A 25,464-nucleotide genomic window follows, 5' to 3' on the forward strand; every position below is an offset into this window, starting at 1 on the left:
CCTGCCGCTAGCCCTTCGCGTATCCGTTTGTATAACTAGACGATGGGGCGGCAGGAATCGACAATCGCCGCAACTGAATCAAGGAACCCACGATGAGACTGCGCACCCTCGCCGCCGCTGGCACGGCCTTCGTGGCCGTCGTTCTGGGCGGCCTGTATTCCTGGACCCGCCCGGAAGCCATCGCGCCCGCCGCCGGCCCCCCGCCGCCACTCTCTCCCGCCGTCCTCGCGGCCGGCGCGCGCGTCGTGGCGCTGGGCGACTGCATGGTCTGCCATACCGCACCCGATGGTCCCGCCTATGCCGGCGGCCTCGGTCTGAAGACGCCGTTCGGCATCATCTACAGCACCAACATCACGCCCGATCCCGAGACGGGCATCGGCCGCTGGACCAGCGCCGCGTTCAAGCGCGCCCTGCGCGAAGGCGTGGCGCGCGACGGCCACCTGCTGTATCCCGCCTTCCCCTACATCCATTACACGAGGATGTCCGACGAGGACATCGAACTGGCCTACGCCTGGCTGATGTCGCGCCCGCCGGTGCGCGTCAAACAGCCGGACAACGACCTCGCGTTCCCGCTGAATTTCCGGCCCCTACTCGCGTTCTGGAATGCCTTGTACCTGCGTCCCGGCGACGGTGCCGCGCCCGGCACGGGCCAGGTCGAGCGGGGCCGTTACCTCGTCGATACGCTCGGCCATTGCGCGTCCTGCCACAGCGGCATGAATGTGCTGGGCGGGGAGCGCAGTCCCGCGTTCCAGGGCGGCACCGTCGACGGTTGGCATGCGCCCGCGCTCACTCGCCTCGCGCAAGGCAGCGCGCCGTGGACGCGCGCCGAACTCGCCGATTATCTGCAGGGCGGCCTGGCGCTCGCCCACGGAGCCGCGAAGGGGCCGATGCGGCCCGTGACCGCGCGCCTCGCCGGCGTTCCGCGCGCGGACGTCGAGGCGATGGCCGCCTACCTGATGACGATCCAGCAGCCTGCCGCCGCGGCGGCCGTCCCCGCCGCGGCACACACCGGGACGGCGGGCGCCGCGCTGTTCGCGGCCGCCTGCGCCGGCTGCCACACGCCGGCCGCACCGATGATGCGCCTGGGCGGACGGCCGGGTCTCGACCGCAGCAGCGCCGTGCTGGGCGACGATCCATCCAATTTCATCCAGACCGTGCTGCACGGGATCCCGTGGGAACGCCCCGCGCCCGGTGGCGCGGCTGCCGCCTACATGCCGCCGTTCGCCGACGTGCTGTCCGACGCCCAGGTCGCCGAGCTGGCCGCGTGGGTCCGCACCGGCGCCGGCCGTCCCGCCTGGCCCGGCGTGGCCGCCGCCAGCGCGAAGCTGCGCAAGGAGATGCAACCATGACCAAGATCGAAGTCAACGGCCGCGCGCACGAGCTGCGCGCGGATCCCGCCACGCCGCTGCTGTACGTGCTGCGCAATGAATTGAACCTGAACGGCGCCAAGTTCGGCTGCGGCATGGGCCAGTGCGGCGCGTGCACCGTCCAGCTGGACGGCAAGCCCGTGTTTTCCTGCGTGACGCCGCTGGCCGCCTGCGCCGGGCGCAAGGTACGCACCGTGGAGGGGCTCGGCAGCGCCGCCAGGCCGGGCAAGCTGCAGGCCGCGTTCATCGAACACCAGGCCGCGCAGTGCGGCTACTGCATCGCCGGCATGATCGTGCGGGCGCAGGCCTTGCTCGACAAGGTGCCGCATCCGACCGACGAGCAAATCCGCCGCCACATGGAACCGAACTTGTGCCGCTGCGGCACGCACCACCGCATCCTCGCGGCCATCCGCGCCGCGGCGGGAGAACCCGCATGAATGAAGTCAACCAGGGCCGCCGCGCCTTCCTCGAAGGGGGCGCACTCGTCCTCGCCTTCGCGCTGCTGCCGCGCGCCGCGCGCGCCGAATTCAATGGGATGGGCGTGCCGCCGGTCGCCAATGCCAAACTGGCCGGCAGCCTGCAACGCACGCCGTTCCTGGACGCGTGGATCCGCGTGGCGCCCGACGGCAAGGTGACGGTCTTCAGCGGCAAGGTCGAACTGGGCACCGGCGTGCGCACGGCGCTCGCGCAGGTCGCTCTCGAACAGCTGGAACTGCAGCCGGGCGACATCGAGTTCGTCCAGGGCGACACGGCGCGCACGCCGAACGAAGGGTTCACGGCCGGCAGCCACACGATGGCCGACAGCGGCAGCGCGCTGCTGCATGCGTCGAGCCAGGTGGCGGCACTGCTGCGCCAGGGCGCGGCGGCGCAATGGCGCGTGGGGCCGGAGACGGTCTTCCTGCGCGCGGGCCGCGCCGTCGGCCCCGACGGCCGCAGCATGCACTACGGCGAGGCGTTGCGCGGTCTCGACGCGGCCGGGTTGCACCGCGCGGCCAGCGAGACGTCGCCATTGCGTCCGCCCGCGCGCTACCGCCTGATCGGCAAGCCGCTCGCCCGCTTCGACATCCCGGCGAAAGTCACGGGCGGCGTGGCGTACGTGCAGGACATGCGCCTGCCCGGCATGCTGCACGCCCGCGTCGTGCGGCCACCGCGTCCGGGCGCGAAGCTCGTGCGCGCCGACCTCGATGGCATCCGGCGCCTGCCGGGCGTACGCCACGTCGTGCGCGACGGCGACTACCTGGCCGTGCTGGCGGACGACGAATGGCGCGCCGTGCAGGCGATGAATGCGCTGGCCGCGAACGCGCAGTGGCAGGGCGGCGCGCCGCTGCCGCAGGCGGACGCCATCCACGCGACCCTGCAGGGACTGCCCGCGCAGCACATCACGATCCTCGACCGCGGCAAGGTGAACTCGCCGGCGGCCGGCCCCGGCGTCTCTGCCCGCTACACGAAGCAGTACGTGATGCACGGCTCGATCGGGCCATCGTGCGCCGTCGCCCGGCTGGACGGCGACATGCTGACCGTCTGGACGCACACGCAGGGCGTGTATCCGCTGCGCGCCGCGCTGGCGGAGCTGACCGGCATGCCGCTCGATAAAGTCCGCTGCATCCACACGGAGGGGTCGGGCTGCTATGGCCAGAACGGCGCCGACGACGTGGCGGCCGATGCCGCGCTGCTCGCGCGTGCCGTGCCCGGCGCGCCCGTGCGCGTGCAGCTGATGCGCGACCAGGAAAACCTGTGGGAGCCGTACGCCCCCGCGATGGTGACGACCGTGCGCGCGGCGCTCGACGGCCAGGGCCGCATCTCGCACTGGGATTACGCGCTGTGGAGCGGTTCGCACAACGAACGGCCCGGGAATGCGGGCAAGCTGCTCCCCGCGTGGTTGCTGGCGCAGCCGATTGCGCCGTCGCCGTCGCAGCCGATGCCGATGCCCGAAGGCGGCGGCGACCGCAATGCCCTGCCGCTGTACGCCATCCCGAACGCCCGCGTCGTGAACCATTTTCTGCCGGTGACGCCGCTGCGCAGCTCCGCCATGCGCTCGCTCGGGGCGCACATCAACATCACGGCGATCGAAGGGACGATGGACCAGCTGGCGCAGCTGGCGGGCGTCGACCCCGTGCGCCTGCGCCTCGACCACCTGGGGAGCGAGCCGCGCGCCCGCGCCGTCATCGAAAAGGCGGCCGCGCGCTTCGGCTGGGGCAAGTCGAAGCCGGCGCCGGGGCACGGCTACGGCTTCGGCTTCGGCCAGTACAAGAACATCATGGCCTACGTCGCGATCGCCCTGGAACTGGCCGTCGACCAGGACAAGAACACCGTGCGCATCGTCCGCGTGGCGTGCGCCGCCGACTGCGGCCAGGTCGTGAATCCGGACGGCGCGCGCAACCAGCTGGAAGGCGGCATCATCCAGTCCGCGAGCTGGACCCTGCACGAACAGCTGCGCTACGGCCCGGACGGCATCGCCAGCATGGACTGGAGCACGTACCCGATCCTGCGCTTTTCCGGCGTGCCGGAGCGGATCGACGTCGACCTGCTGGACCAGCCCGGCCTACCCTTCCTGGGTGTGGCGGAAGCCGCCCAGGGCCCGATGGCGGCCGCGCTCGCGAACGGCCTGGCCAACGCGACCGGCGCGCGCCGTCACGACCTGCCGCTGCTCGGGCGGCCCTTCCCCGCCTGAGGCCGAGATGCTCGCCATGCATTCAAGACCCGCATCGATCATCCTTTCGTATGAGGGGATTGTCCTGCAAGGCCGCGATACTGGTTCAGCTCCGGCCCAATTCCCGCCGGCGGCACTCTTGAGCGCGCAGATGAATCGAACCACCGTACCTAACGAACCTGCTTGTGCCCCGCCCGCCCCGCTCGACGCCGGCGCCGCGGCGTCCGAGCCCCATATCGCCGCCTGCCGGCGCGCCTGGCAGCTGCTGTGCGCCGCCGGCATGCCCACGCTGGCCGACGCTCCCGTGCTGGCCGCCGACCCACTGCTCGCCGACGCGCTGCAGGATGCCTTCAACGCCGGCCGCCTGCCCGGCGCGCTGATCGAAGCGGAGATCCGGCGCGCGCTGCTGGACGGCCCGCGCGATGCGACCTTGCTGGCCGCCGTGCTGCTGGCGGCCGTCGCGCTCGACCGCTTCAGGGGCGGCCGCCGCGCCATGCTGCTGGCCGACGCCTGCGCCGTGCGCGCCCGCCATGACGATGCGCGCGCCGTCGCCGGCGCCGTGCTGCGCGCCCACGCCACGCTCATCCTGTCCCGCTGCGCACCGCTGCGCGAAGCGGCGCTGCTGCAGGCCGAGGCCTGCCGCCTGGAAGCCGGACGCCCGGACACGCTGGCTCGCAACGCCGTGCTGTGGACGGGCGTGCGCCTGCTGTGCGGCGCGCCGCTGGCCGAGCTGCTCCATTACGCCGACGCCGTCCGTCAGTCGGTCCCGTTTGGCAACGTTTCCGTCGCCACCAGCCAGCTGGACAGCCGCATCGCCCTGTTCCGCGCGCTCGCGGACGGCCCGCGCACGCCATACCTGCCGACGGTGCCCGCCGACGCCATGCAGTTCGGGTGCTGGCTCGGCAGCCTGCAGGCCGCCTGGCTGTGCGGCGACACAGGCGCCGCACGTGCGGCGCTGGCCGCCGCGCGCCAGCTCGTCACGCCGCTCACGCCCCCGTGCGAGCTGCTGCCGTATCACCTGTTCGGCGCGCTGACGCTGGCGCGGCTCGACCATGTGCCGGGCGCCACGGCCGCGCTGCGCGTCCATCGCCGCGCCCTGCAGGCCTGGGCCCGGCGCGCGCCCGACGTCGCCGGCGCGATGGCGCTGCTCGCGCTCGCGGTCGAACAGGATGCCGCGGGGGCCGGCCGGGCGCTCACCGCCTACGAACGCGCGGCCGCGCAGGCCCAGTCGGCCGGCCAGGCGTGGATTGCCGCACTGGCCTGGGAAGGCGCCGCCGGCCTGTGCGCCCGCAACGGCCTTGCCGGCGCGCTGCCGGGCTACCGCAAGCTCGCGCTGGACGCCTGGCGCGACTGGGGCGCGCACGGCCGCGTGCGCGACCTGATGCAGGCCTGGGACGCGGCGCCCGCCGCACCCGACCACGACCAGCAGACGCGCGCCGCCCGCGCCGGCACGGTCGGCGAACTCGGCATCACGATCGCGCACGAAGTCAACCAGCCGCTGGCCGCGATCCTGCTGCACGCGGCGGCCGCCCGGCGCTGGCTGCGCCGCGGCCAGCCCGACACGACGCGCGCGCTGGAAGCGCTGGAACAGATCACGGCCTGCGGCCGCCAGGCCGGCGACATCGTGCGCAGCGTGCGCGGCCTCGCGCGGCGCGAGGGCGAAGCGGCCAGCATGTTCGCACTCGACACGGCGGTCGGCGAAGTGGCGCAACTGCTGCGCGCGCTGATGGTGCGCCAGAACGTGCAGCTGGAGACGCGCCTGCTGCTGCCGGAGCGCCAGATCCACGCCAGCCGCGCCCAGATCCAGCAGGTACTCATCAACCTGCTGCTGAACGCGATCGAGGCGCTGGCTTGTGTCAGCGACCGGCCGCGCCGCATCGTGCTCGAATCCGTGCCGGCCGGCCCCGCGCTGGTCGAGCTGCGCGTGCGCGACAACGGCCCCGGCATCGCGCCGGCCGACCGCGAGCGCATCTTCGACGCCCTGTATTCGACCAAGCCGCACGGCACGGGCGTCGGGCTGTCGATCAGCCGCGCCATCGTCGAGGCGCACGGCGGCCGCATCGAATGCACGGCCGCCGAGCCGCACGGCGCGCTGTTCCGCGTCGTGCTGCCCGTGCGCAGCATCGCCGGCGTCGTGCCCCCCTCGGAAAGCCGCGACCATGCCTGAGAATCCCGCACCCGTGATACGCGTCTGCCGCTACATCGACGACCACCTGACCGAGCCGCTCACCCTGACGGACCTGGCCGGCCACGCGGGCCTGTCGCGCCATTATTTTTCGCGCCTGTTCCGCGCCACGACGGGCGACCCGCCCATGCGCTACCTGATGCGGCGCCGCATCGAGCACGCGCGCCGGCTGCTGCTGGACCGCCGCCACAGCGTGTGCGAAATCGCCATGCTGCTGCACTTCGCCGACCAGAGCCATTTCTGCCGCAGCTTCCGCCGCAGCACGGGCCTGTCGCCGTTGCAGTACAGCCGCGCGCAGTAATATATTTACATTCTGGAGGAAACCATGAACCTACCCGCCATCGCCGACCTGATCCTCACCAACGGCCGCTTCCACACGCTGGACCGGTCCAACCCGCAGGCGGACGCCGTCGCCATCGCCGACGGCCGCTTCGTCGCCGTCGGTGACGCCGCCGACGTCATGCGCCACCGCGGCGACACGACCCGCGTGATCGACCTGGACGGCCACACCGTCATCCCGGGCCTGAACGACTCGCACCTGCACCTGATCCGCGGGGGCCTGAACTACAACCTCGAGCTGCGCTGGGAAGGCGTGCCGTCGCTGGCCGACGCGCTGCGCATGCTGAAGGAGCAGGCCGACCGCACCCCGAACCCGCAGTGGGTGCGCGTGGTCGGCGGCTGGAACGAATTCCAGTTCGCGGAACGGCGCATGCCGACCCTGGAAGAACTCAACGCGGCGGCGCCCGACACGCCCGTGTTCGTATTGCACCTGTACGACCGCGCCCTGCTCAACCGCGCCGCGCTGCGCGCCGTCGGCTACGACAAGACGACGCCGAACCCGCCGGGCGGAGAAATCGTGCGCGACGCCGCCGGCAACCCGACCGGCATGCTGATCGCGCGCCCGAACGCGATGATCCTGTACGCGACCTTGGCGAAAGGCCCGAAGCTGCCGCTGGAGCAGCAGATCAATTCGACCCGCCACTTCATGCGCGAACTGAACCGCCTCGGCCTCACGAGCGCGATCGACGCGGGCGGCGGCTTCCAGAACTATCCCGAGGATTACCAGGTCGTCGAACAACTGGCCGCGCAGGACCAGCTGACCATCCGCATCGCCTACAACCTGTTCACGCAGAACAAGGGCAAGGAACTCGACGACTTCAAGACGTGGACGGAGATGGTGACGCCGGGCCAGGGCACCGACTGGTACCGCCACAACGGCGCCGGCGAGATGCTCGTGTTTTCCGCCGCCGACTTCGAGGACTTCCTGGAACCGCGCCCGGACCTGCCGGCCGGCATGGAGGATGAACTCGAGCAAGTGGTGCGCCACCTCGTGTCGAGCCGCTGGCCGTTCCGCCTGCATGCGACCTACGACGAATCCATCTCGCGCATGCTGGACGTGTTCGAAAAAGTCGACCGCGAGATCCCGTTCAACGGCCTGCGCTGGATGTTCGACCACGCCGAGACCATCACCCCGCGCAACATCGAGCGCGTGAAAGCGCTGGGCGGCGGCATCGCGATCCAGCACCGGATGGCGTTCCAGGGCGAGTACTTCGTCGACCGCTACGGCGCGAAGGCCGCCGAATCGACGCCGCCGATCAAGCGCATGCTGGACGCCGGCGTGCCCGTCGGCGCCGGCACGGATGCGACCCGCGTGGCCAGCTACAACCCGTGGACCGCGCTGTACTGGCTCGTCTCCGGCCGCACCGTCGGCGGCCTGCGCCTGTACGATACGGGGTCGCGCCTCGACCGCCACACCGCACTGGAACTGTGGACCGCGGGCAGTGCCTGGTTCTCCAGCGAGCAGGGGCAGAAAGGCCGCATCCAGGCAGGCATGCTGGCCGACCTGGCCGTGCTGTCCGCCGACTACTTCCGCGTGGACGAGGACGCGATCAAGGCCATCGAATCCGTGCTGACCGTGGTGGGAGGCCGCATCGTGTTCGGCCAGGGCGCGTTCGACAAGCTCGCGCCGCCCACGATTCCCGTCCTGCCCGAGTGGTCGCCCGTGGCGAAGGTGCCGGGCCATTACCGCCCCGTCCAGCAACCGGTCGCCGCGACACTGCCGCACCAGTGCCGCGGCGCGTGCTCCGTCCACGCGCATGCGCACGACCGCGCGCGCAAGTCGGACGTGCCGGTGTCGGATTTCAGCGCGTTCTGGGGCGCGTTCGGCTGCAGCTGCTTTGCGTTCTGAGGAGGAGACCATGTCCATGAAACCCAGTGACCTGACGCTCGGCGTCGGCCTCGGCCTGCTGGCCGGCTACATCGACACGTCCGCGTTCGTCGGCCTGTTCGGCCTGTTCACGGCGCACGTGACGGGCAACTTCGTCCTCATCGGCAGCGAACTCGCGCGGCCGTCGCACGCCGGCGTGCTGCCGTTGAAATTCCTCGCGATTCCCGCGTTCGCGGCCGGCGTCGTCGTGGCGCGCCTGATGGACGTGCGCTGCGCGCGCCTGGGCCACAATCCGGCCCGCCCGCTGCTGGGCATGCAGTTCGTGCTGCTGGCGCTGTTCACGATCGCGGGCCTGGCGGCGTCGCCGCTGGCCGGTCCGGAAGCGCCGCTGGTCCTCGTGACCGGCATGCTGGGCACCGCGGCCATGGGCGTGCAGAACGCCGTCGGCAAGCTGCAGCTGGGCCGCATCGCGCCCACCACGGTCATGACCGGCAACGTGACGGAACTCCTGATCGACATGACGGACCTGGCCACGGGCCGCGCCACGCCGGCCGTCAAGGCGCGCTTCGTGAAGTTCTTCTGGCCCGTGCTCGCATTCGCGCTCGGCTGCGTCGCGGGCGGCATGGCGTGGATGGCGTTCGGATTCTGGTGCTTCGTACCGGCGCTCGTGCTGCTCGGATGGCTCGTGCTGCTGGACTGGCCGGCACTGGAGGCGGCACCGGCGGCAGCGTAATCCCTGCATTCCGGCGAGTGGTTTTTAGCGCTCGCATCGGGCATCGTAGCGACGGAACATCGGTTCATCACAACAACACCAAACGAAAGGGAAAACGATATGAACGATATGAACGATATGAACGCCAAGCGCCGCAGCATGCTGGGCGGCGCCGCCGCGCTGCCCCTGGCCATGCTGGCCGCCGCCGGCCCGGCCCAGGCCGCGACCGAAGCGAAAGGCGGCGCCGCCCGCATGACGTCGAGCTACGTACGCACGAAGGACGGCGTGGACATCTTCTACAAGGACTGGGGCAGCGGCACGCCGATCGTGTTCTCGCACGGCTGGCCGTTGAGTTCCGACGACTGGGATTCACAGATGATGTACTTCGTCCTGCGCGGCTTCCGCGTCATCGCGCACGACCGCCGCGGCCACGGCCGCTCCACACAGGTCGGCTCCGGTCACGACATGGACCACTACGCGGACGACCTCGCGGCCGTCGTCGAACACCTGGACCTGAAGGGTGCGATCCACGTCGGCCACTCGACGGGCGGCGGCGAAGTCGTGCGCTACCTGGCCCGCCACGGCCAGGCGCGCGCGTCGAAAGCCGTGCTGATCGCGGCCGTGCCGCCGATCATGGTCAAGACCGCGGCGAACCCGGGCGGCCTGCCGAAGGACGTGTTCGACGGCATCCAGCAGCAGGTGGCCACGAACCGCGCGCAGTTCTACCGCGACCTGCCGTCCGGCCCGTTCTACGGCTTCAACCGCCCGGGCGTGAAGCCGCAGGAAGGCATCATCCAGAACTGGTGGCGCCAGGGCATGATGGGCGGCGCCAAGGCCCATTACGACGGCGTCGTCGCGTTCTCGCAGACCGACTTCACGGCGGACCTCAGGAAGATCACGCTGCCGGTGCTGGTCCAGCACGGCGACGACGACCAGATCGTGCCGTACGCCGACTCCGGCGTGCTGTCCGCCAAGCTGTTGCAGAAAGGTACGCTGAAGACCTATAAAGGCTTCCCGCACGGGATGCCGACGACACATGCGGACGTCATCAACGCCGACATCCTCGCCTTCATCAAGGGTTGACGTGTGAACGTGGTCCGGCCCCGCGCCGGATCACGTGACATTGTGTGAGCCTCCAGGCCGCCGCTGCCGGTACAATCGGATATGTTATCGATATCCAACACCGGCATGGTCCCTCTTTCCCTGTTCCGGCGCATCGCGATCAGCGCCGCCGCGTCGTGTCTCGCATCCCTGCCGGCAGCCGCCGACGAGGTCCGCTACACTGGCCCGTTGACGATCAAGGCGGTCGACGAATTCATCCGCTTGAACGACGACAAGCCGGTAACGCAGCTGTCCATTTCCTCCCTTGGTGGCATTCTCGACGCCGGCATCAAGTTGGGCAGGTGGGTGCGACAGAAACATGCGGACGTGCGGGTCAATTTCTTCTGCGCATCCGCCTGCGCCAATTACGTATTCGCCGCCGGCAGGCACAAGATCATCGCGCCCGACAGTGTCGTGATGTGGCATGGCGGCGTGCAGGCATGGGAATTCACCGAAGCGCTGGACGAGTACCGCAGACAGGTCGCGCTGGCGATGCGGCCCGACCCCGATCCCTACGCAAGGTTCGCCGTCGCGGCGCTCAGGCGCTACTCGACGGTCGCGGACGTGCGCGACCTGGAGACAGCGTATTTCAAGGAAATCGGATTCGACGGCGCGCTCGTCCTGCTCGGGGCGCAGCCCGTCCACTACGATACCGAATGGTGGACGGCCACGGTCGGCGTCATGGAAAAATACGGACTTGAGGATATTGAAGCGCCCCCGGATTACGGCACCCCGGCGTACCTGAACAGGTCGATCTTCCGGAGGATGTTGTTCAAGAACGCCCGCGTGACGTTCGAGCTCGACCCGGACGGCGCGGTGGTCGCGACGCCGGTCGACAGGTAGGCTCAGCGGCTGCGCACGCTCACGATGCCGAGCTTCTCGGCCATGCGCACCAGTTCGGCCAGCGTGCGCGTCTGCATCTTCTGCATCAGGTTGCGCTTGTGGACCTTGGCCATGATCTCGCTGATGCCCATTTCGTCCGCGATCTGCTTGTTCAACAACCCGCCGATGGCGAGGCCGAACACTTCGCGCTCGCGCGGCGTGAGCTGGGCGTGGCGGCGCGCCAGTTCGTCCGCTTCGCGGCGCTGCGCGATGCGGCTCGCATCGCTGGCCAGCGCCTCGTCGACGGCCGCCAGCAGCGCGTCGGGATCGACGGGCTTGGTGAGGAATTCGTTGGCGCCGGCCTTCATCGCGGCCACGGACAGCGGGATGGTGCCGTGGCCGGTCAGGAAGATGACGGGCAACGCCAGGTGGCGCTCGGCCATGTGCTGCAGTACGCTCATGCCGTCCAGCTGCGGCATCTGCATGTCGAGGATCAGGCAGGCCGGCACCGGCGGCGCCGGCTGCACGAGGAAGTCGGCCGCGTCGGCGAACGCGCGTACGTCGTACCCCTCCGCCTCGAGCAGGTGTTCGAGGCCGGAACGCACGTTCGCATCGTCGTCCACCACCATCACCATCCGCTCGCCCATGCCTGCCTCCTCGTCTGTTGCAGACGCAAGCATAGCGGAAAACACCGGGTTGTGCGGAGGGGCCGCCATCACCGGACGGCGTCCGGCGGCACCGGGATCGAATCGATCAGCGCCAGCAGGCCGTCGGCGTCGACCGGCTTGAGCAGCAGCGTCAGCGCGCCAACGCTGCCCGCGCGGTGCACGAGCGCGGGATCGTCGTCGCCCGTGATGAAGATGATGGGCAGGCCCGGCGCCAGCGCGCGCAGGCTTTGTCCGAGCGCGAAGCCGTCCGGCACGCCGATGTGAATGTCGAGCACGGCGCAGTGGGCGCGCACGGGGTCGCAGGCGTCCAGCGCGGCGGCCGCGCTCGGGTAGCCCTGGGCCGCGTAGCCGGCCGCGCGCAGCAGGCCGAGCATGCCGGTGCGGACGGTGTCGTCGTCGTCCACCACGAGCACCGTCTGGCTGCCGTCAGGCTGCGCGATCATGGCCAGCCTTGTTGTCCGCCGGTGCGGGCGGGGGCGGCGTCACGCCGCTGATGCGGGTCACGCACTCGCTGCGGAACCAGGACACGGTGACGGGCTCGCCCGAGATCAGGCGCTTGGCGATGGGCACGGCCTGCTCGCCCACGAGCATGCCGAACAGCCCGATCAGCGCGATCGCCGGCGGCGCGGGGGAACGGACCCCCAGCAATGCATAGATGCAGCCGACCAGCAGGCCGACTGCCAAGGAAACCAGGTAGAACTTCATCAGCTGCTCCGAGAAACCCCGTCCTTCAGTTCGGGGAGGAAAGGAGCCGATTGCACAGCAATCGATACCTTTCGGTTGCTAAAAACGCTGCATATAATCACAGCATGATTCTTGTTTATCGTTACCGGGTGAAATCGCTTAACCGGCTGCTTGACAGGCAGTCGCGTGCGTGTAACTTCGTCTGGAATTACTGCAACGATCGGCAAAAGGATGCGCTGCGTTTTGGCCGCCCCTGGCTCTCGGGCTTTGACCTGAACAAGCTGACGACCGGGAGCAGCAAGGACCTGGGCCTGCATTCCGGCACCGTGAATGCGGTCTGCGAACAGTATGCAAGATCGCGTTCGCAAAAGAAGCGACCTTATCTTCGCTATCGCGGCAAGTGTTCGTTGGGCTGGGTGCCGATTAAAGGACGGGAACTGAAGCGAGAAGGTGATGCGTTTCGCTTCGCAGACAATACCTTCCGCGTGTTTAACAGCCGGCCGCTGCCCGAAGGGAAGATCAAGGATGGCACCAACTTTTCGCGTGATACACGAGGGAACTGGTACCTGAATATCGTGATCGATGTGGCCACGCCCGATAGCAGTGCCCGCCGACCGTTGCGCGGTGTCGGTATCGACCTCGGCCTGAAAGCCTTCGCGACGCTTTCCACCGGCGAAAAAATTGAAGCGCAGCGTATCTATCGTGGTGCCGAGCAAGCGCTCGCACTGGCGCAGCGCGCCCACAAAAAGCGGCGCGCCAAGGCGATCCACGCGAAGATAGCGAACCGCCGCAACGACTTTCTGCACAAACTCTCGGACCGCATTGTTCGGCAATTCGACTATATCGCGGTCGGTAATGTTGCCGCCGCCAGACTCGCCAGGACCAGCATGGCGAAGTCTGTTCTTGATGCTGGCTGGTCGAGCTTCCGACATCAACTGGCGTACAAGGCTGTTAAGCATGGCGCGTGGTTCGAGGAAGTCGACGAAAGTTTTACTTCCCAAGTCTGTTCGAATTGTGGCGCCATACCCGATTCGCGGCCGAAAGGTATCGCAGACCTTGGAATAAGAGAGTGGCAGTGTAGTGTTTGCGGTTGTACACATGATCGCGATATCAATGCTGCGATAAACATTCTCCGTCGCGGACGTGCGACGCTGGCTGCAGGAATCCCCGTCCTTCAGAGTAGGGAAAACGTCAAGCATCCCCCTGTGGATGAATGGTGGGAGCGGCCCCGGCGCGGATAGGCGCCGGAGCTGCGGACGCACGCACCGGGATGGCCGGCGCGCGCGAAAAATCAGCGTGCCGGTACCGGCGCCAGCGTTTCGTGGCTGGTGGTGCCGCGTTGCGGTGCCTTGTGCACCATCGTGTACGCGTAGTCGATGCCCATGCCGTACGCGCCCGAATGCTCCTTGGCGATGCCGGTCACGGCGTCATAGGTGTCCTTGTGCGCCCAGTCGCGCTGCCACTCCAGCAGCACCTGCTGCCAGGTCACCGGCACGACGCCGGCCTGGATCATGCGCTGCATGGCGTAGTCGTGGGCTTCCTTGCTCGTGCCGCCCGAGGCGTCCGCCACCATGTAGATCTCGTAGCCGCCTTCCAGCATCGCGCACAGGGCGAACGTGGTGTTGCAGACTTCCGTCCAAAGGCCGGCGACGACGATCTTCTTGCGGCCGTTGGCGGCCAGCGCGTCGCGCACTTTCTGGTCGTCCCACGAGTTCATCGAGGTGCGCTCGAGGATGGGCTGGTTCGGGAACACGTCCAGCAGTTCCGGGTAGGTATAGCCCGAGAAGCCTTGCGTCTCGACGGTGGTGATCGTCGTCGGGATGTTGAACGTGCGGGCCGCCTTGGCGAGGCCGACGGTGTTGTTCTTCAGGACCTGGCGGTCGATGGACTGCACGCCGAAAGCCATCTGCGGCTGGTGATCGATGAAGATGATCTGGCTGTTCTGCGGCGTCAGCACTTCGAGTTTTGGATTGCTCATGGGATGATCCTCTGGGAGGGATGAAAAGATGGTTGGTGGTGCACCGGCCAGGCCATGGTAGTCCCGCCCCTCCTCCATTGCCAGTATCCGTTCGTATAGGCGCACAGGCACGGCGTGCTTTACAATCCGGTCAATGTTCCGTTCCGCCATCGTCCTCCTCCTCGCGCTGTTGTCCGGCAGCGCGCACGCGCTCGACCCCACGCTTTCCATCGCCCAGCTGCACCACGACGCCTGGACGAGCAAGGACGGCATGCCGGGCGACGTGTGGGAGATGACGCAGGACCGGGACGGCTTCATGTGGTTCGCCACGCCGTCCGGCCTGTACCGCTTCGACGGCGTCCGCTTCGAGCACATCCGGTCGCTGGGCGGCGTGCCCCTGCTGTCCAACGTGATCGCGACGGTGCGCGCGTTTCCCGACGGGGCGCTGTGGATCGGGTACCGCTTCAACGGCCTGTCGGTGTATCGCGACGGCCGCCTGCGCCATTATGCCGAGGCCGACGGTTACGAGCCCGGCGGCGTCTACTCCGTCGTGGCGGATGAGCGCGGACGCACGTGGGCCGCGACGAGCAAGGGGTTGTTCATGCTCGAAGGCAGCCGCTGGCGCAAGATCGGCGCGGACTGGGGACTCGACGGCACCTCGGAAGGCCTGCGGCGCGATCCTTCCGGGCGCCTGTGGGTGAATACCGAGAACGCGCTGTTCTATCGCGACCCCGGCGTCGACCGCTTCGTGCCGACGGGCCTCACGGGCCAGCATTTCAACATCATGGCCGCCCCGGATGGACACCTGTGGCTGTGGTACCTGGACAAGATCACGCGCCTGCCCGAGCGCCTGGCCACCCCGCCGCACCCGCGCGACTGGTGGACGACATCGTATTCGTTCGACGCCATCTTCGACCGGGACGGGAACCTGTGGCATGCGGGGGTTGGACTCTACCGGCTGGGACCGGACGCGCTGGCGCGCACCGAGGTCCTGCACCCGCGCACCGATCCCGGCGAACGTCCACCCGCGAACCTGATCAGCGGCGACGCGATGACCATGTTCGAGGACCACGAGGGCAACGTCTGGCTCGGCACGCGGCGCGGCGTCGACCGCTTCCGGCGCGACCGGGTCGTTCCGGTGGGGCTGCCGCCGGGGTATGCCAACGTCTCGCTGGCCCTGGACGATGCCGGCCGCTTGTGGGCGAGCGCGGAGTTCATCCGCCAGCCCCGCTTGTGGATGCACGACGGCACCCGTCTTGTCGAACGGCCCGAACGGGACGTGCAGGTGCTGGCCACCGGCGCCGACGGCGCCCTGCTGGTGGCACGCCGCGGCGTCATCGAGCGGCGCAAGGGCGGCACGACGACCCGCATCCCGTTCCCGGACGGCGTGCCGCAGGCCGCCATGGACGGCGGCGTGCGCACGATGCTCGACGACGGCACCGGACTGTGGGCCGGGTTCGCCTACGACCGGCTGTACCGCTGGGACGGCAGCCGCTGGGCGCCGGCGCGTGCATTCGGTCTGCCCGACGAGCTCCCGGTGAGCATGGCGCGTGACGCGCGCGGCGCATTGTGGTTCGGCTATCGCGACAGCACCGTGGTCGCCCTGCTCGACGGGAAGACCAGGCGCTACGGCATGGCGGACGGCCTCGACGTCGGCGTCGTGGGACGCGTGATCGACGCCGGCGGCGTGCTCCTGGCCGCCGGCGACAAAGGCTTGTCCATGCTCGCCGGCGGCCGCTTCGTTCCGGTGCGCCTGGCCGACCCGCAGGCGCTCGCCGGCATCACGGGCATGCTGCTGCGCGCCGACGGGAACCTGTGGCTGAACGGCAGCCGCGGCCTCGTACGCATCCCGGCCGCGCAGTGGCGCGCCTTCCTGGAGGCGCCAGCCGGCACCATCGCCACGTACGACCTGTTCGACGCCAGCGACGGCTATCCCGGCATCGCCCAGTTCCGTTCGGGGCAATCGAGCCTGCTGGAGACGCCCGACGGCCGCCTGTGGCTGCACGGCACCGACGGCGCCGCGTGGATCGACCCGGCGCGCCTGCCCCGCAACCGGCTGGCGCCGCCCGTGCACATCACGAGCGTGTCCGCCGGCGGACGCACGCTCGACGCGGCGGGCGGCTTGATCCTGCCGGCCGGCACGCGCGACCTGCAGATCGCCTACACGGCCCCCAGCTTCACGATGCCGGAACGGGTCCGTTTCCGCTACAAACTGGAAGGCGTCGACGACGACTGGCGCGACGCCGGCCCGCGCCGCACGGCCTATTACACGCGCCTGGGGCCGGGCCGCTACCGCTTCGCCGTCAGCGCCGCCAACGAGGACGGCGTGTGGAACCCGACGGGCGCCGCGCTCGACGTCACGATCGCGCCCACGTTCGTGCAGGGCGCGCCGTTCAAGGCGCTGTGCGCCGCCCTCCTCGCGCTGGGCGCCTGGCTGCTGTACCGGCTGCGCCTGCGCCGGGTCACGCTGCAGTTGCGCCGCCTGCTGCAGGAGCGCGCGGGCGAACGCGAACGCATCGCGCGCACCTTGCACGACACGCTGATGCAATCCGTGCAGGCCCTGTTGATGCTGTTCGAGCACGCGCGCGACCGGCTGCCGCAGGACTGCCCCGACCGTCCGCTGATCGACCGCACGCTCGAACAGGCGCGCGACGCGCTGCGCGAAGGCCGCGACGAACTGACGGCGCTGCGCGGCGCGGCGGCGCCGGCCGAGGACCTCGTCGGCGCCGTCGTCCCGCTGGGTCACATCCTCGGCGAGCAGTTCGGCGTGCGCTTCGACGTACGCGTGGCGGGCCAGCGCCGCACGCTGTGCCGCGACGTGGCCCAGGAAACATGCTTCATCGCCCGCGAAGCGCTGCAGAACGCGTTCCGGCACGCGCATGCGAACGAGGTCGTGCTGGAGGTGACCTACGGCGAGCAGGCGTTCGAACTGCGGGTGCGCGACGACGGCCGCGGCATCCGCGAGGCCGCCCGGCCCGGCCACTGGGGCCTCGCGGGCATGCGCGAGCGCGCGGCGGCGATCGGCGCGCGGCTCGACATCGGACCGGGAGCCGAACGTGGGACGGTCGTCGCGCTCACGGTGCCCGCCGGCCAGGCGTACGAGCGTCCGGCGCGGCGGCCGTGGTGGCGCCGCCTCGCCGGCGGCGTCCCGGCCGGCCAGCCATAGAGATGCATATGTGTCTTGGTAGCGTCGAACATGTTACGATCACTGTCCCGTAATGACATCTGCTGCCTTTACGAACGAACGACATCATGATGACTCTCCACGACCTTCGCCACCTCGCCATGCGCCACGCCGGCACGGGCCCGGACTGCATCGTGCCCGGGCTGCGGGTGCGTTCGGTCACGACGCCGACCCTGCCGATGAGCGGCATCGAAGAGCCGATGTTCGCGCTGATCCTGCAGGGCCGCAAGCGCTCGACGATCGGCGGGCGCACCTACGAATATGGTCCCGGCGACTGCGTGATCGTGTCGCTGACGATGCCGTCTACGGGCCAGGTGACCCACGCCAGCGAGGACGAGCCGTATCTCGGCGTCGCGCTCACGCTGCGCCCGGCCGAGATCGCGGGCCTGATCGTCGAAGCGGAAGCCGAGGCGCCGCCGGCCGCGGCGCCGATGGCCGTGCATGCGGCGTCGAGCCAGCTGCTGGATGCCGTCGGGCGCCTGGTGACCCTGCTCGACCATCCGGACGACGTGCGCATCCTGCGGCCGCTGCTGGAGAAGGAAATCCTGTGGCGCCTGCTCTCCGGCCCGCACGGCCCGATGCTGCGCGAGGTGGGCCTGGCCGACAGCCGCGCGTCGCGCATCGGCCGTGCGATCCGCTGGCTGCAGCAGCATTACGCCGAACCCGTCTCGACGCAGCAGCTGGAAGCAGTGAGCGGCATGAGCGCGTCGTCGCTGTTCCGCCACTTCAAGGACTTCACGTCGCTGAGCCCCCTGCAATACCAGAAGCAGATCCGCCTGCACGAGGCGCGCGCCCGCCTCGCGGCCGCCAGTTGCGACGTGGCGGCCGTGGCCTACCAGGTCGGCTACGAAAGTCCGTCGCAGTTTACGCGCGAGTACAGCCGGATGTTCGGACGGCCGCCGCGCGACGATCTGCGGCGCGTTCGGGAGACCGTCGTATGACGGTCACGCCCACCCGGCTCTTCCTGCACTACCTGGGACAACTGGACGCCATCCTGAAGCAGGTCGAGGCGTTCGACGTCGCCGTCGCGGGCCGCCGCCTGCACCCGGACATGTTCCCGCTGCTGCAGCAGGCCCGGGTCGCGATCGGGTTCACCTTGCGCGCCGCCTGCCCGCTGGCGGGACGCGAGATCGTCTCGTTCCGCGGCGACGGGGATGCTGCGTTTCCGGGCATCTACGCGGAGCTCGAACAGACGATGGCATACCTGGCGGCGATCCCCGATGCGGATTTCACCGGCATGGACGCGCGGCGCGTGCGCACGACGGCCGGCTTCGCGGAGCTGGACCTGCCGGCCGCCGAGTACTATCAGATGTATGCCGTGCCCAACTTCTTTTTTCACTATTCGATGGTGTATGCGATCGCGCGCCAGGGCGGCGTGCCGGTCGGGAAAGCCGACTTCGATGGCTACCATCGCTATCCGGCCGGTTTTACATTCGATACGCAATGACGGACTATCAATTGTGACAGGGCGGAGCTGCAGAGCATTCTCTGTCACAATGTTGTCATAATCGACTTCTACACTCCATTGTCACGAGTGAAATATTCCCGAAAAATGGATATGAAGTTAAAAACGGACGAGGCCCTTGCCGCGCTTCCGCCCGATAGCCCACACCTGTTCCTCAACCGCGAACTGTCGCTGCTCGAATTCAATCGGCGCGTGCTCGAAAACGCGGAAGATCCATCCGTCCCGCTGCTCGAACGCCTGCGCTTCCTGACGATCGTCTCCAGCAACCTGGACGAATTCTTCGAGGTCCGCGTCGCCAGCCTGCTCGCCCAGCACCAGGCGCACGGCGGCCCGGAGCCCGGCCAGGCCGACCTGGACGGCGCCGCCGACGAATGCCGCCAGATCATCGCGCGCCAGTACGCGCTGCTGAACGACCAGATCCTGCCGCAGCTGTCCGCGAACGGCATCCACCTGCTGCGCCGTTCGGACCGCAACCCGGCGCAGAAGGCGTGGGTCAAGCAGTACTTCGACAAGGAGGTGCGCCCGCTGCTCACGCCGGTCGGCCTCGACCCCGCGCACCCGTTCCCGCGCGTGATCAACAAGAGCCTGAACTTCATCATCGAACTGGCCGGCAAGGATGCGTTCGGGCGCGGCACTGGCATCGCGATCATGAAGGCGCCGCGCGTGCTGCCGCGCCTGATCCGCCTGCCGGACGAACTGTCGGACAAGCCGGGCGCGTCCTACTGCCTGCTGACGTCCGTGATCCAGGCCCACATGGCGGACCTGTTCACGGGGCGCGAGGTGGTGTCGTACTCGCAGTTCCGCGTCACCCGCAACAGCGACCTGTGGGTGGACGAGGAAGAAGTCAAGAATCTGCGCCAGGCGCTGCAGAGCGAACTCCATAGCCGCAACTACGGTTTCGCCGTGCGCCTGGAAGTCGCGCGCGGCTGCCCGAAGCACCTGGCCGACTTCCTGCTCGACCAGTTCTCGATCGACCGCTCGCGCCTGTTCACGGTGGACGGCCCGGTCAATATGGGGCGCCTGCTGGAGATCGCCAACAGCAATGCCCGGCCGGACCTGAAGTTCACGCCCTATTCGCCGGGCTTCCCGGCCAAGCTCGTGAACGCGCACGACACGTTCTCCGTGCTGCGCAAGCAGGACATCCTGCTGCACCATCCTTACCAGTCGTTCCAGCCCGTGATCGAATTCGTGCGCTGCGCCGCGGCCGATCCGAACGTCGTCGCGATCAAGCAGACGATCTACCGCGCCGGCTCGAACTCCGAGCTGATGGATTCGCTGATCAACGCGGCCCTGCGCGGCAAGGAAGTCACCGTCATCGTCGAACTGATGGCGCGCTTCGACGAAGAGGCGAACATCAACTGGGCCGAGCGGCTGGAAGAAGCCGGCGCCCAGGTCGTGTACGGCGTCGTCGGCCTCAAGACGCACGCGAAGATGGCGCTCGTGCTGCGCCGCGAACCGGACGGCCTGCGCCGCTACGCCCACCTCGGCACGGGCAACTACAACCCGACGACGGCGCGCTTCTACACGGACTTCGGCCTCCTCACGTCGGACGACGAGCTCACGGCCGACGTCAACGAAGTGTTCATCCACCTCACGAGCATGACGCGGCCCACGCAGCTGTCGGCGATGTGGCTGGCGCCGTTCACGCTGCAGAAGGAAATCGTCAAGGCGATCCGCCAGGAAGCGGCGATCGCGCGCGAAGGCAAGCCGGCGCGCATCATCGCCAAGATGAATTCGCTGACCGACGAATCCGTGATCCGCGCGCTGTACGAAGCGTCCGCGGACGGCGTGCGCATCGACCTGATCGTGCGCGGCGCGTGCTCGCTGCGGCCCGGCGTGCCGGGACTGTCCGAGAACATCCGCGTGCGCTCGATCGTCGGCCGCTTCCTCGAACACACGCGCGTCTACTACTTCCGCAACAATCTCAAGAACGACATCTACCTGGGCAGCGCGGACTGGATGAACCGCAACCTGTTCCGCCGGGTCGAAGTGGCTTTCCCCGTCCGCTCACCGGCGCTCAAGAAGCGCGTGCTGCGCGAGGGCCTGCAAGTCTATTTGAAGGACAACGTCAATGCCTGGGAACTGGGCAGCGACGGCCGCTACAAGCGCCGCAAGGCACGCGGCAGCCAGGCGGCCTTCAGCGCCCAGCAATTCCTGATGGAGACGCTGGGCGCGCAAAGCACCGCCCACGGACATAACAAGGAGAACGACCATGGAACTGATCCTGTGGCGCCACGCCGAGGCTGAGCCGCACGTGCCCGACCGCCAGGGCGATCAGTTGCGCGAGCTGACGGCCAAGGGTGCGCGCCACGCGTCGCGCGTGGGCGCATGGCTCGACCGCCAGTTGCCGTCGCACTGCCGCATCCTGTCCAGCCCCGCCGCGCGCTGCGTCCAGACGGCGCAGGCGCTGGGCCGCAAGTTCATCACCGTGGAAGCGCTGAACACGGAGTCGTCGGCGGAGCGCATCCTGGAAGCGGCCGGCTGGCCGGACAACAAGAATCCCGTCGTCGTGGTCGGGCACCAGCCGCTGCTCGGCCAGGTGGCGTCGCTGATCCTTGCCGGAACCGCGCAGGACTGGAAGATCCGCAAGGCCAGCGTGTTCTGGATTGCCAGCAAGGGCGAGGAGGAGCCGGCGCCGTTCGTCAGGCTGGCGGTAGGGCCGGATATCGTGGGCAAGCTGCGCTGACGACACGGGGCGGGACGGTACCGCGGCACCTTGATTCGTTGGCGTGCCGCAGCATACTATGGCTGTTCGCCGATCCCCCTCGCAATATCATGACCAATATCAAACGTGCCCGCTTTCCCGAAGATCTCGATGCGGTAATTGCCATCTTCCGCGAATATATCGGCAGTACCAGCGTCAGCCTGGACTTCCAGAACTACGAAGACGAGCTTGCGGCCCTTCCCGGCAAATATGACGCCCCGAAAGGCGGACTGTTCCTTGCATGGGATGCCGATGCCGTCGTCGGTTGCGCCGGTTTCCGCGCGGTGAACGACGAGATTTGCGAGATGAAGCGCGTGTACGTCCGCCCGGCCGGGCGGGGGCAGAACCTGGGGCGCCGGCTCGTCGAGCGCATCCTGGCCGAAGCCCGCGCGGCCGGCTACGGCCGCATGTGCCTCGACGTCTTGCCCGAGTTCACAGCCGCCCGGCGGCTTTACGAATCCCTGGGTTTCTTGCCTGCAGCGCCCGTGACATTCAATCCCGTTGCGGGCACCAGTTTCATGGGCGTGGATTTATAGGAGCGCCGGCAAAACCTGTTCATTGCGGATCTCGTGCCGTCAACGTCCAGGGCCCAGCGCAGCGAGACGTTTCCTGATCTCGTCCCGGTTCTCTGCATTCGGCTTATCGGCAAGTCTCTTTTTCAGGATCATTACCTGAGCCATCGTCAGCGCTTCTTCAGCAGGAACCGAGACATCCGGCAATACGCCTACGCCTTCCCAATCCTTCCCGGTGACATGATCTCGCACCGTGGAAGCTGGCACCATCATTTCGTAATGGTCGTTCAAGCGCCTCATGCGTGATGGATGCGCTCCACCTCTTGTCGTTTCCCCAACGATGGTGGCTCTTTTCAAATTCTTCAGGGCATAGGCCAAGCCTTCTGCTGCGGAAAACGTCGCCTTGCTCGTCAGGACGTAGACCTCCTTTGCCTTGCCATACCGGATCCCGGCGACGGCAGGGTAAGTCCACTGCTGCTCCGTTATATTTCCCTCGCGCCTGTAGAAATCACTCAGGTGCGTGCGTTCATCAAACAGATAGCTGGCGATTAACGGCACTTCATCTGCATCCCCGCCGCCATTGTCACGCAAGTCGATAATCAGCGCGTCCGTATAGGCCAGCAGGGTCATCGCCGCGGCGATGGACGGAGCCGCCCCGGCAGCATCCCAGAAGTAGTTTATTTTGAAATAGCCAATATTGCCGGGCAAACGTTCGACACGTTCGATTCCATAATTATCTCTCTTCCAGCCAGCCTGCCATTCAGCGATTTCGGTCGATGCAGGAACACCGCTTCCGCGCGACTGAAATTGCTTTGCACGGTAGAGCAAACGCAGATGCTGATCCTTCGTGACGCCCTGCATCAACGCGGTGACGGCTCCGGCAAACGCCTCGTCGTCGACCGCTTGACTAAAATCGGCATGTCGAAGAATCGGCGCCAGCTTGTTGGCCTGTTCAACGTCGATGTACGAAGCCTGTAACTGATCGATGACGCTGGCGATCAACGTCGTCCGTTCCGTACCTGATGGAGACTCGGCGTGAGCTGCGCAGGCCGACAGAAGGACCACCACGGCTGCTATGTATCGACGCATTGATTTGCTCCTGTTTGACTGGATAGTTTCAAGAGCGTAGCCCGATATAGACATCTTTGTCTACAACAATCCGGCATCAGTGCCGGGTGGCGCCCGGGCACTCACGCATTCTGCAAGCGCGCACCCCTCGTCCCGCCGCCGACACCCACCGCCGTGACAATGGCCAGCGCCTGGAACAGCGCGATCCCCGCAAACAGCCACCCCGGATGCCCCGCATCCATCACGAGCCCGAACAACGCCGGCCCCACGGACAGCCCCGCATCCAGCCCGGAATAGACGATCCCGTACACCCGCCCCGTCGCATTTTTCGGCGCCGCCGCGCGGATCATCAGGTCGCGCGACGGTCCCGCGATGCCCGAGAAGAAGCCGACGAGCGCCATCAGCGGCAACGCGAGCCAGCCCGGCACGACGGCGACGCCCAGCAGCAGCGCCAGTGCGGCGGCCACGGCGAACGCGATGGCGACCGTGCGGTCGTGGTCCTGCCGGCCAGCGCCGATGAAGCCGCCGAGCAGCATCCCGCCCGCCGACGCCAGCATGTAGGCCGTGTACGACCCCGTCGCCAGCTCGCGCGAGATGCCGTACAGCTGCATCAGGCCGATCGAGGCAAAGGCCTGGATGCCGCCCAGCGCCACGGCCGTCAGGAAGAAGAACGCGAAGCACATCCACACGGCACGCAGGCGCAGGAACGACAAGGTGCCCTCGCCGGTCACAGGTGCCGCGGCAACGGCCTGCTTGCGTTCGGGGGCCAGGCGTGCCCGGTTCAGGACCAGGATGGCCAGCACCGCGAACGGCAGGATCGCCGCGCAGGCGAGCGCCATGCGCCAGCTGGAGAACGCGGCGACCGTCGTCATGAACAGCGGCGCCGCGGCCCAGCCGATGTTGCCGCTGATGCCGTGCACGGAAAAGCCGTGCGCGAGCCGGGCGCGCGAGACGCGCTGGTTCAGCAGCGTGTAGTCGGCCGGATGAAAAATGCTGTTGCCGACGCCGGCCAGCAGCGCGCCCCCCATCAGCGCCGCATAGCTGCCGGCGCCGGACAGCACGAGGGCCGAGACGCCCAGCATCGTCATGCCGAAGAACAGCACGCTGCGCGCGCCGACCTTGTCGACGACGAAGCCGGCCAGCGCCTGGCCGACGCCCGACACGACGAAGAACGCCGTCAGCAGCAGGCCCAGTTCCGCGTAACTGAGGCCGAACGCGGGCTTCAGCCAGGGGAACAGCGCGGCCAGGATCAGGTGGTAGAAGTGCGACGTGCCGTGGGCGAGGCCCACCAGGGCGATCACGCGCGCGTCGGCGCGCAGGGTGCTGTCTTGTGACATATTTACTCCAGGGGAAAACGCCAGTGTAGGCAAATGGACCACGGCTGAATTACGATAGCAGGACAACTTCTATCGAGAATCGGCCATCCGTGAGCATTCCCGTCGTCCACCATACGCAGCCGTTGCCCGACTGCTTCGATCCCACGCCGGCGCGGCCCGTCACCTTGACGGCGCGCGACCTGGTGGCGCTGGATAATGTTGCGCCGCACACGCACACGTTCGGCCAGCTGACCTATGCACGCGAAGGCGTGATCCGCCTGACGGCCGCCGGCAGCAGTTGGATCGTGCCGCCGTCGCGCGCGATCTGGACGGCGCCCGGCGTCGTGCACGAGGTCACCGTGCTCGAACCCGTGCGCCTGCGTCCCGTGCGCATCCACGCCGCGCGCTCGCCCTTCCCTGGCGAGGAATGCCGCGTGCTGGAAGTGTCGACCCTGCTGCGCGAACTGATCCTCGCACTGGAACAACTGCCGCAGCTGGAACCGTCGCCGCGCGCGACGCTCCTGTCCGAACTGATGCTGGACGAACTGGCGCTCTCGCCCGCGCTGCCGATCCGCGTGCCGCTGCCGCGCGACAAGCGGCTGCAAAGCCTGTGCGAACGCCTGCTCGACGCACCGGGCGCCACGCACACGCTGGCCGACTGGGCGCGCCAGGTGGGCGCCTCCGAACGCACGCTGGCGCGGTTGTTCGAGCGGGAGCTCGGGATGAGTTTCACCGAATGGCGCCAGCAGGTGCGGCTGGCGCATGCGGCGCCGCTGATCGCGCGCGGGATGCCGTTGGCGCGCGTGGCGGAAGAACTGGGCTACACGAGCCAGTCCGCGTTTTCGCACATGTTCAGGAAGACGTTCGGCTGTTCGCCGTCGGCGTTTTTCGCGCAGCGCTGA

At 68.3% G+C, this 25,464-nt stretch carries 23 protein-coding genes; 17 read left to right on the forward strand and 6 right to left on the reverse strand.

Annotation, left to right across the window (positions count from 1 at the left end; genetic code table 11):
• The first annotated feature begins 92 nt into the window (after positions 1-92).
• The 9 genes from ACEN9H_RS17465 (at position 93) to ACEN9H_RS17505 (ending at position 11,025) form a co-directional block, all read left to right on the forward strand.
• Positions 93-1,349, forward strand: coding sequence for a c-type cytochrome (locus ACEN9H_RS17465; RefSeq protein ID WP_413671423.1), 1,257 nt, complete (start codon positions 93-95; stop codon positions 1,347-1,349).
• Positions 1,346-1,804, forward strand: coding sequence for a (2Fe-2S)-binding protein (locus ACEN9H_RS17470; RefSeq protein WP_056131184.1), 459 nt, complete (start codon positions 1,346-1,348; stop codon positions 1,802-1,804). The genes ACEN9H_RS17465 and ACEN9H_RS17470 overlap by 4 nt, the downstream gene beginning before the upstream one ends.
• Positions 1,801-4,038, forward strand: coding sequence for a molybdopterin cofactor-binding domain-containing protein (locus ACEN9H_RS17475; RefSeq protein ID WP_413671424.1), 2,238 nt, complete (start codon positions 1,801-1,803; stop codon positions 4,036-4,038). The genes ACEN9H_RS17470 and ACEN9H_RS17475 overlap by 4 nt, the downstream gene beginning before the upstream one ends.
• Before the next feature lie 130 nt (positions 4,039-4,168).
• Positions 4,169-6,184 carry a sensor histidine kinase gene (locus ACEN9H_RS17480; RefSeq protein WP_413671425.1) on the forward strand — a complete coding sequence of 672 codons (2,016 nt, stop codon included), beginning with the start codon at positions 4,169-4,171 and terminating at the stop codon, positions 6,182-6,184.
• Positions 6,177-6,503 (forward strand): helix-turn-helix domain-containing protein, encoded by a 327-nt coding sequence (locus tag ACEN9H_RS17485; protein ID WP_371769582.1) that lies wholly within the window; start codon positions 6,177-6,179, stop codon positions 6,501-6,503. The genes ACEN9H_RS17480 and ACEN9H_RS17485 overlap by 8 nt, the downstream gene beginning before the upstream one ends.
• Positions 6,504-6,527: 24 nt before the next feature.
• Positions 6,528-8,390, forward strand: coding sequence for an amidohydrolase (locus ACEN9H_RS17490; RefSeq protein WP_413671426.1), 1,863 nt, complete (start codon positions 6,528-6,530; stop codon positions 8,388-8,390).
• A 16-nt stretch (positions 8,391-8,406) separates the two neighbouring features.
• Complete coding sequence (locus ACEN9H_RS17495) at positions 8,407-9,102, forward strand: YoaK family protein (protein ID WP_371764968.1); 696 nt, start codon at positions 8,407-8,409, stop codon at positions 9,100-9,102.
• A gap of 231 nt (positions 9,103-9,333) precedes the next feature.
• On the forward strand, positions 9,334-10,164 hold the full coding sequence (locus ACEN9H_RS17500; protein ID WP_413675594.1) for an alpha/beta fold hydrolase: 831 nt from the start codon (positions 9,334-9,336) through the stop codon (positions 10,162-10,164).
• Positions 10,165-10,269: 105 nt separating this feature from the next.
• Entirely contained in the window at positions 10,270-11,025 is a 756-nt protein-coding gene (locus ACEN9H_RS17505; protein ID WP_413671427.1) for a hypothetical protein, read from the forward strand.
• A 2-nt stretch (positions 11,026-11,027) separates the two neighbouring features.
• Here ACEN9H_RS17505 and ACEN9H_RS17510 read toward each other — a convergent pair whose 3' ends face one another.
• The 3 genes from ACEN9H_RS17510 to ACEN9H_RS17520 all read right to left on the reverse strand — a co-directional run bounded on the left by ACEN9H_RS17510 (position 11,028) and on the right by ACEN9H_RS17520 (position 12,377).
• Positions 11,028-11,651, reverse strand: a complete 624-nt coding sequence (locus ACEN9H_RS17510; protein WP_413671428.1) for a response regulator transcription factor — start codon at positions 11,649-11,651, stop codon at positions 11,028-11,030.
• Positions 11,652-11,719: 68 nt separating this feature from the next.
• Positions 11,720-12,115 (reverse strand): response regulator, encoded by a 396-nt coding sequence (locus ACEN9H_RS17515; protein ID WP_413671429.1) that lies wholly within the window; start codon positions 12,113-12,115, stop codon positions 11,720-11,722.
• Positions 12,099-12,377 carry a XapX domain-containing protein gene (locus tag ACEN9H_RS17520; RefSeq protein ID WP_160409902.1) on the reverse strand — a complete coding sequence of 93 codons (279 nt, stop codon included), beginning with the start codon at positions 12,375-12,377 and terminating at the stop codon, positions 12,099-12,101. The genes ACEN9H_RS17515 and ACEN9H_RS17520 overlap by 17 nt, the downstream gene beginning before the upstream one ends.
• A 104-nt stretch (positions 12,378-12,481) precedes the next feature.
• On the opposite strand from ACEN9H_RS17520, the gene ACEN9H_RS17525 reads away from it, so the two are divergent.
• Positions 12,482-13,597, forward strand: coding sequence for an RNA-guided endonuclease InsQ/TnpB family protein (locus ACEN9H_RS17525; protein WP_413671430.1), 1,116 nt, complete (start codon positions 12,482-12,484; stop codon positions 13,595-13,597).
• 50 nt (positions 13,598-13,647) lie between these two features.
• Here the strand turns inward: ACEN9H_RS17525 and ACEN9H_RS17530 are convergent, their stop codons facing one another.
• A complete protein-coding gene (locus ACEN9H_RS17530) occupies positions 13,648-14,334 on the reverse strand; it encodes a hydrolase (RefSeq protein ID WP_056131159.1) in 687 nt (228 codons plus the stop codon).
• 133 nt (positions 14,335-14,467) lie between these two features.
• Here ACEN9H_RS17530 and ACEN9H_RS17535 point away from each other — a divergent pair, with 133 nt between their 5' ends.
• The 6 genes from ACEN9H_RS17535 (at position 14,468) to ACEN9H_RS17560 (ending at position 22,202) form a co-directional block, all read left to right on the forward strand.
• The gene (locus ACEN9H_RS17535) at positions 14,468-17,479 is read left to right on the forward strand and encodes a two-component regulator propeller domain-containing protein (RefSeq protein WP_413671431.1); all 3,012 of its coding nucleotides are present in this window, start codon (positions 14,468-14,470) and stop codon (positions 17,477-17,479) included.
• 86 nt (positions 17,480-17,565) lie between these two features.
• Positions 17,566-18,438: an AraC family transcriptional regulator gene (locus ACEN9H_RS17540; protein WP_056131153.1), complete on the forward strand. Its 873-nt coding sequence runs from the start codon at positions 17,566-17,568 to the stop codon at positions 18,436-18,438.
• The gene (locus tag ACEN9H_RS17545; RefSeq protein ID WP_413671432.1) at positions 18,435-18,944 is read left to right on the forward strand and encodes a DUF1993 domain-containing protein; all 510 of its coding nucleotides are present in this window, start codon (positions 18,435-18,437) and stop codon (positions 18,942-18,944) included. Before ACEN9H_RS17540 ends, ACEN9H_RS17545 begins: the two co-directional genes overlap by 4 nt.
• A gap of 111 nt (positions 18,945-19,055) precedes the next feature.
• A complete protein-coding gene (gene ppk1, locus ACEN9H_RS17550) occupies positions 19,056-21,209 on the forward strand; it encodes a polyphosphate kinase 1 (RefSeq protein WP_413671433.1) in 2,154 nt (717 codons plus the stop codon).
• Positions 21,175-21,648: a SixA phosphatase family protein gene (locus ACEN9H_RS17555; RefSeq protein ID WP_413671434.1), complete on the forward strand. Its 474-nt coding sequence runs from the start codon at positions 21,175-21,177 to the stop codon at positions 21,646-21,648. The genes ppk1 and ACEN9H_RS17555 overlap by 35 nt, the downstream gene beginning before the upstream one ends.
• An 89-nt stretch (positions 21,649-21,737) precedes the next feature.
• The gene (locus tag ACEN9H_RS17560; RefSeq protein WP_413671435.1) at positions 21,738-22,202 is read left to right on the forward strand and encodes an N-acetyltransferase family protein; all 465 of its coding nucleotides are present in this window, start codon (positions 21,738-21,740) and stop codon (positions 22,200-22,202) included.
• A 39-nt stretch (positions 22,203-22,241) separates the two neighbouring features.
• Here the strand turns inward: ACEN9H_RS17560 and ACEN9H_RS17565 are convergent, their stop codons facing one another.
• Both ACEN9H_RS17565 and ACEN9H_RS17570 read right to left on the reverse strand, forming a co-directional pair.
• Positions 22,242-23,180 carry a S41 family peptidase gene (locus ACEN9H_RS17565; protein ID WP_413671436.1) on the reverse strand — a complete coding sequence of 313 codons (939 nt, stop codon included), beginning with the start codon at positions 23,178-23,180 and terminating at the stop codon, positions 22,242-22,244.
• A gap of 188 nt (positions 23,181-23,368) precedes the next feature.
• Positions 23,369-24,583, reverse strand: coding sequence for an MFS transporter (locus ACEN9H_RS17570; protein WP_413671437.1), 1,215 nt, complete (start codon positions 24,581-24,583; stop codon positions 23,369-23,371).
• Between the two features lie 89 nt (positions 24,584-24,672).
• On the opposite strand from ACEN9H_RS17570, the gene ACEN9H_RS17575 reads away from it, so the two are divergent.
• Positions 24,673-25,464, forward strand: coding sequence for an AraC family transcriptional regulator (locus ACEN9H_RS17575; RefSeq protein WP_413671438.1), 792 nt, complete (start codon positions 24,673-24,675; stop codon positions 25,462-25,464).

The sequence above is a fragment of the Massilia cellulosiltytica genome (genome assembly GCF_047325105.1).
In the GTDB taxonomy this organism is placed as follows: Bacteria; Pseudomonadota; Gammaproteobacteria; order Burkholderiales; family Burkholderiaceae_D; genus Telluria; species Telluria orientalis.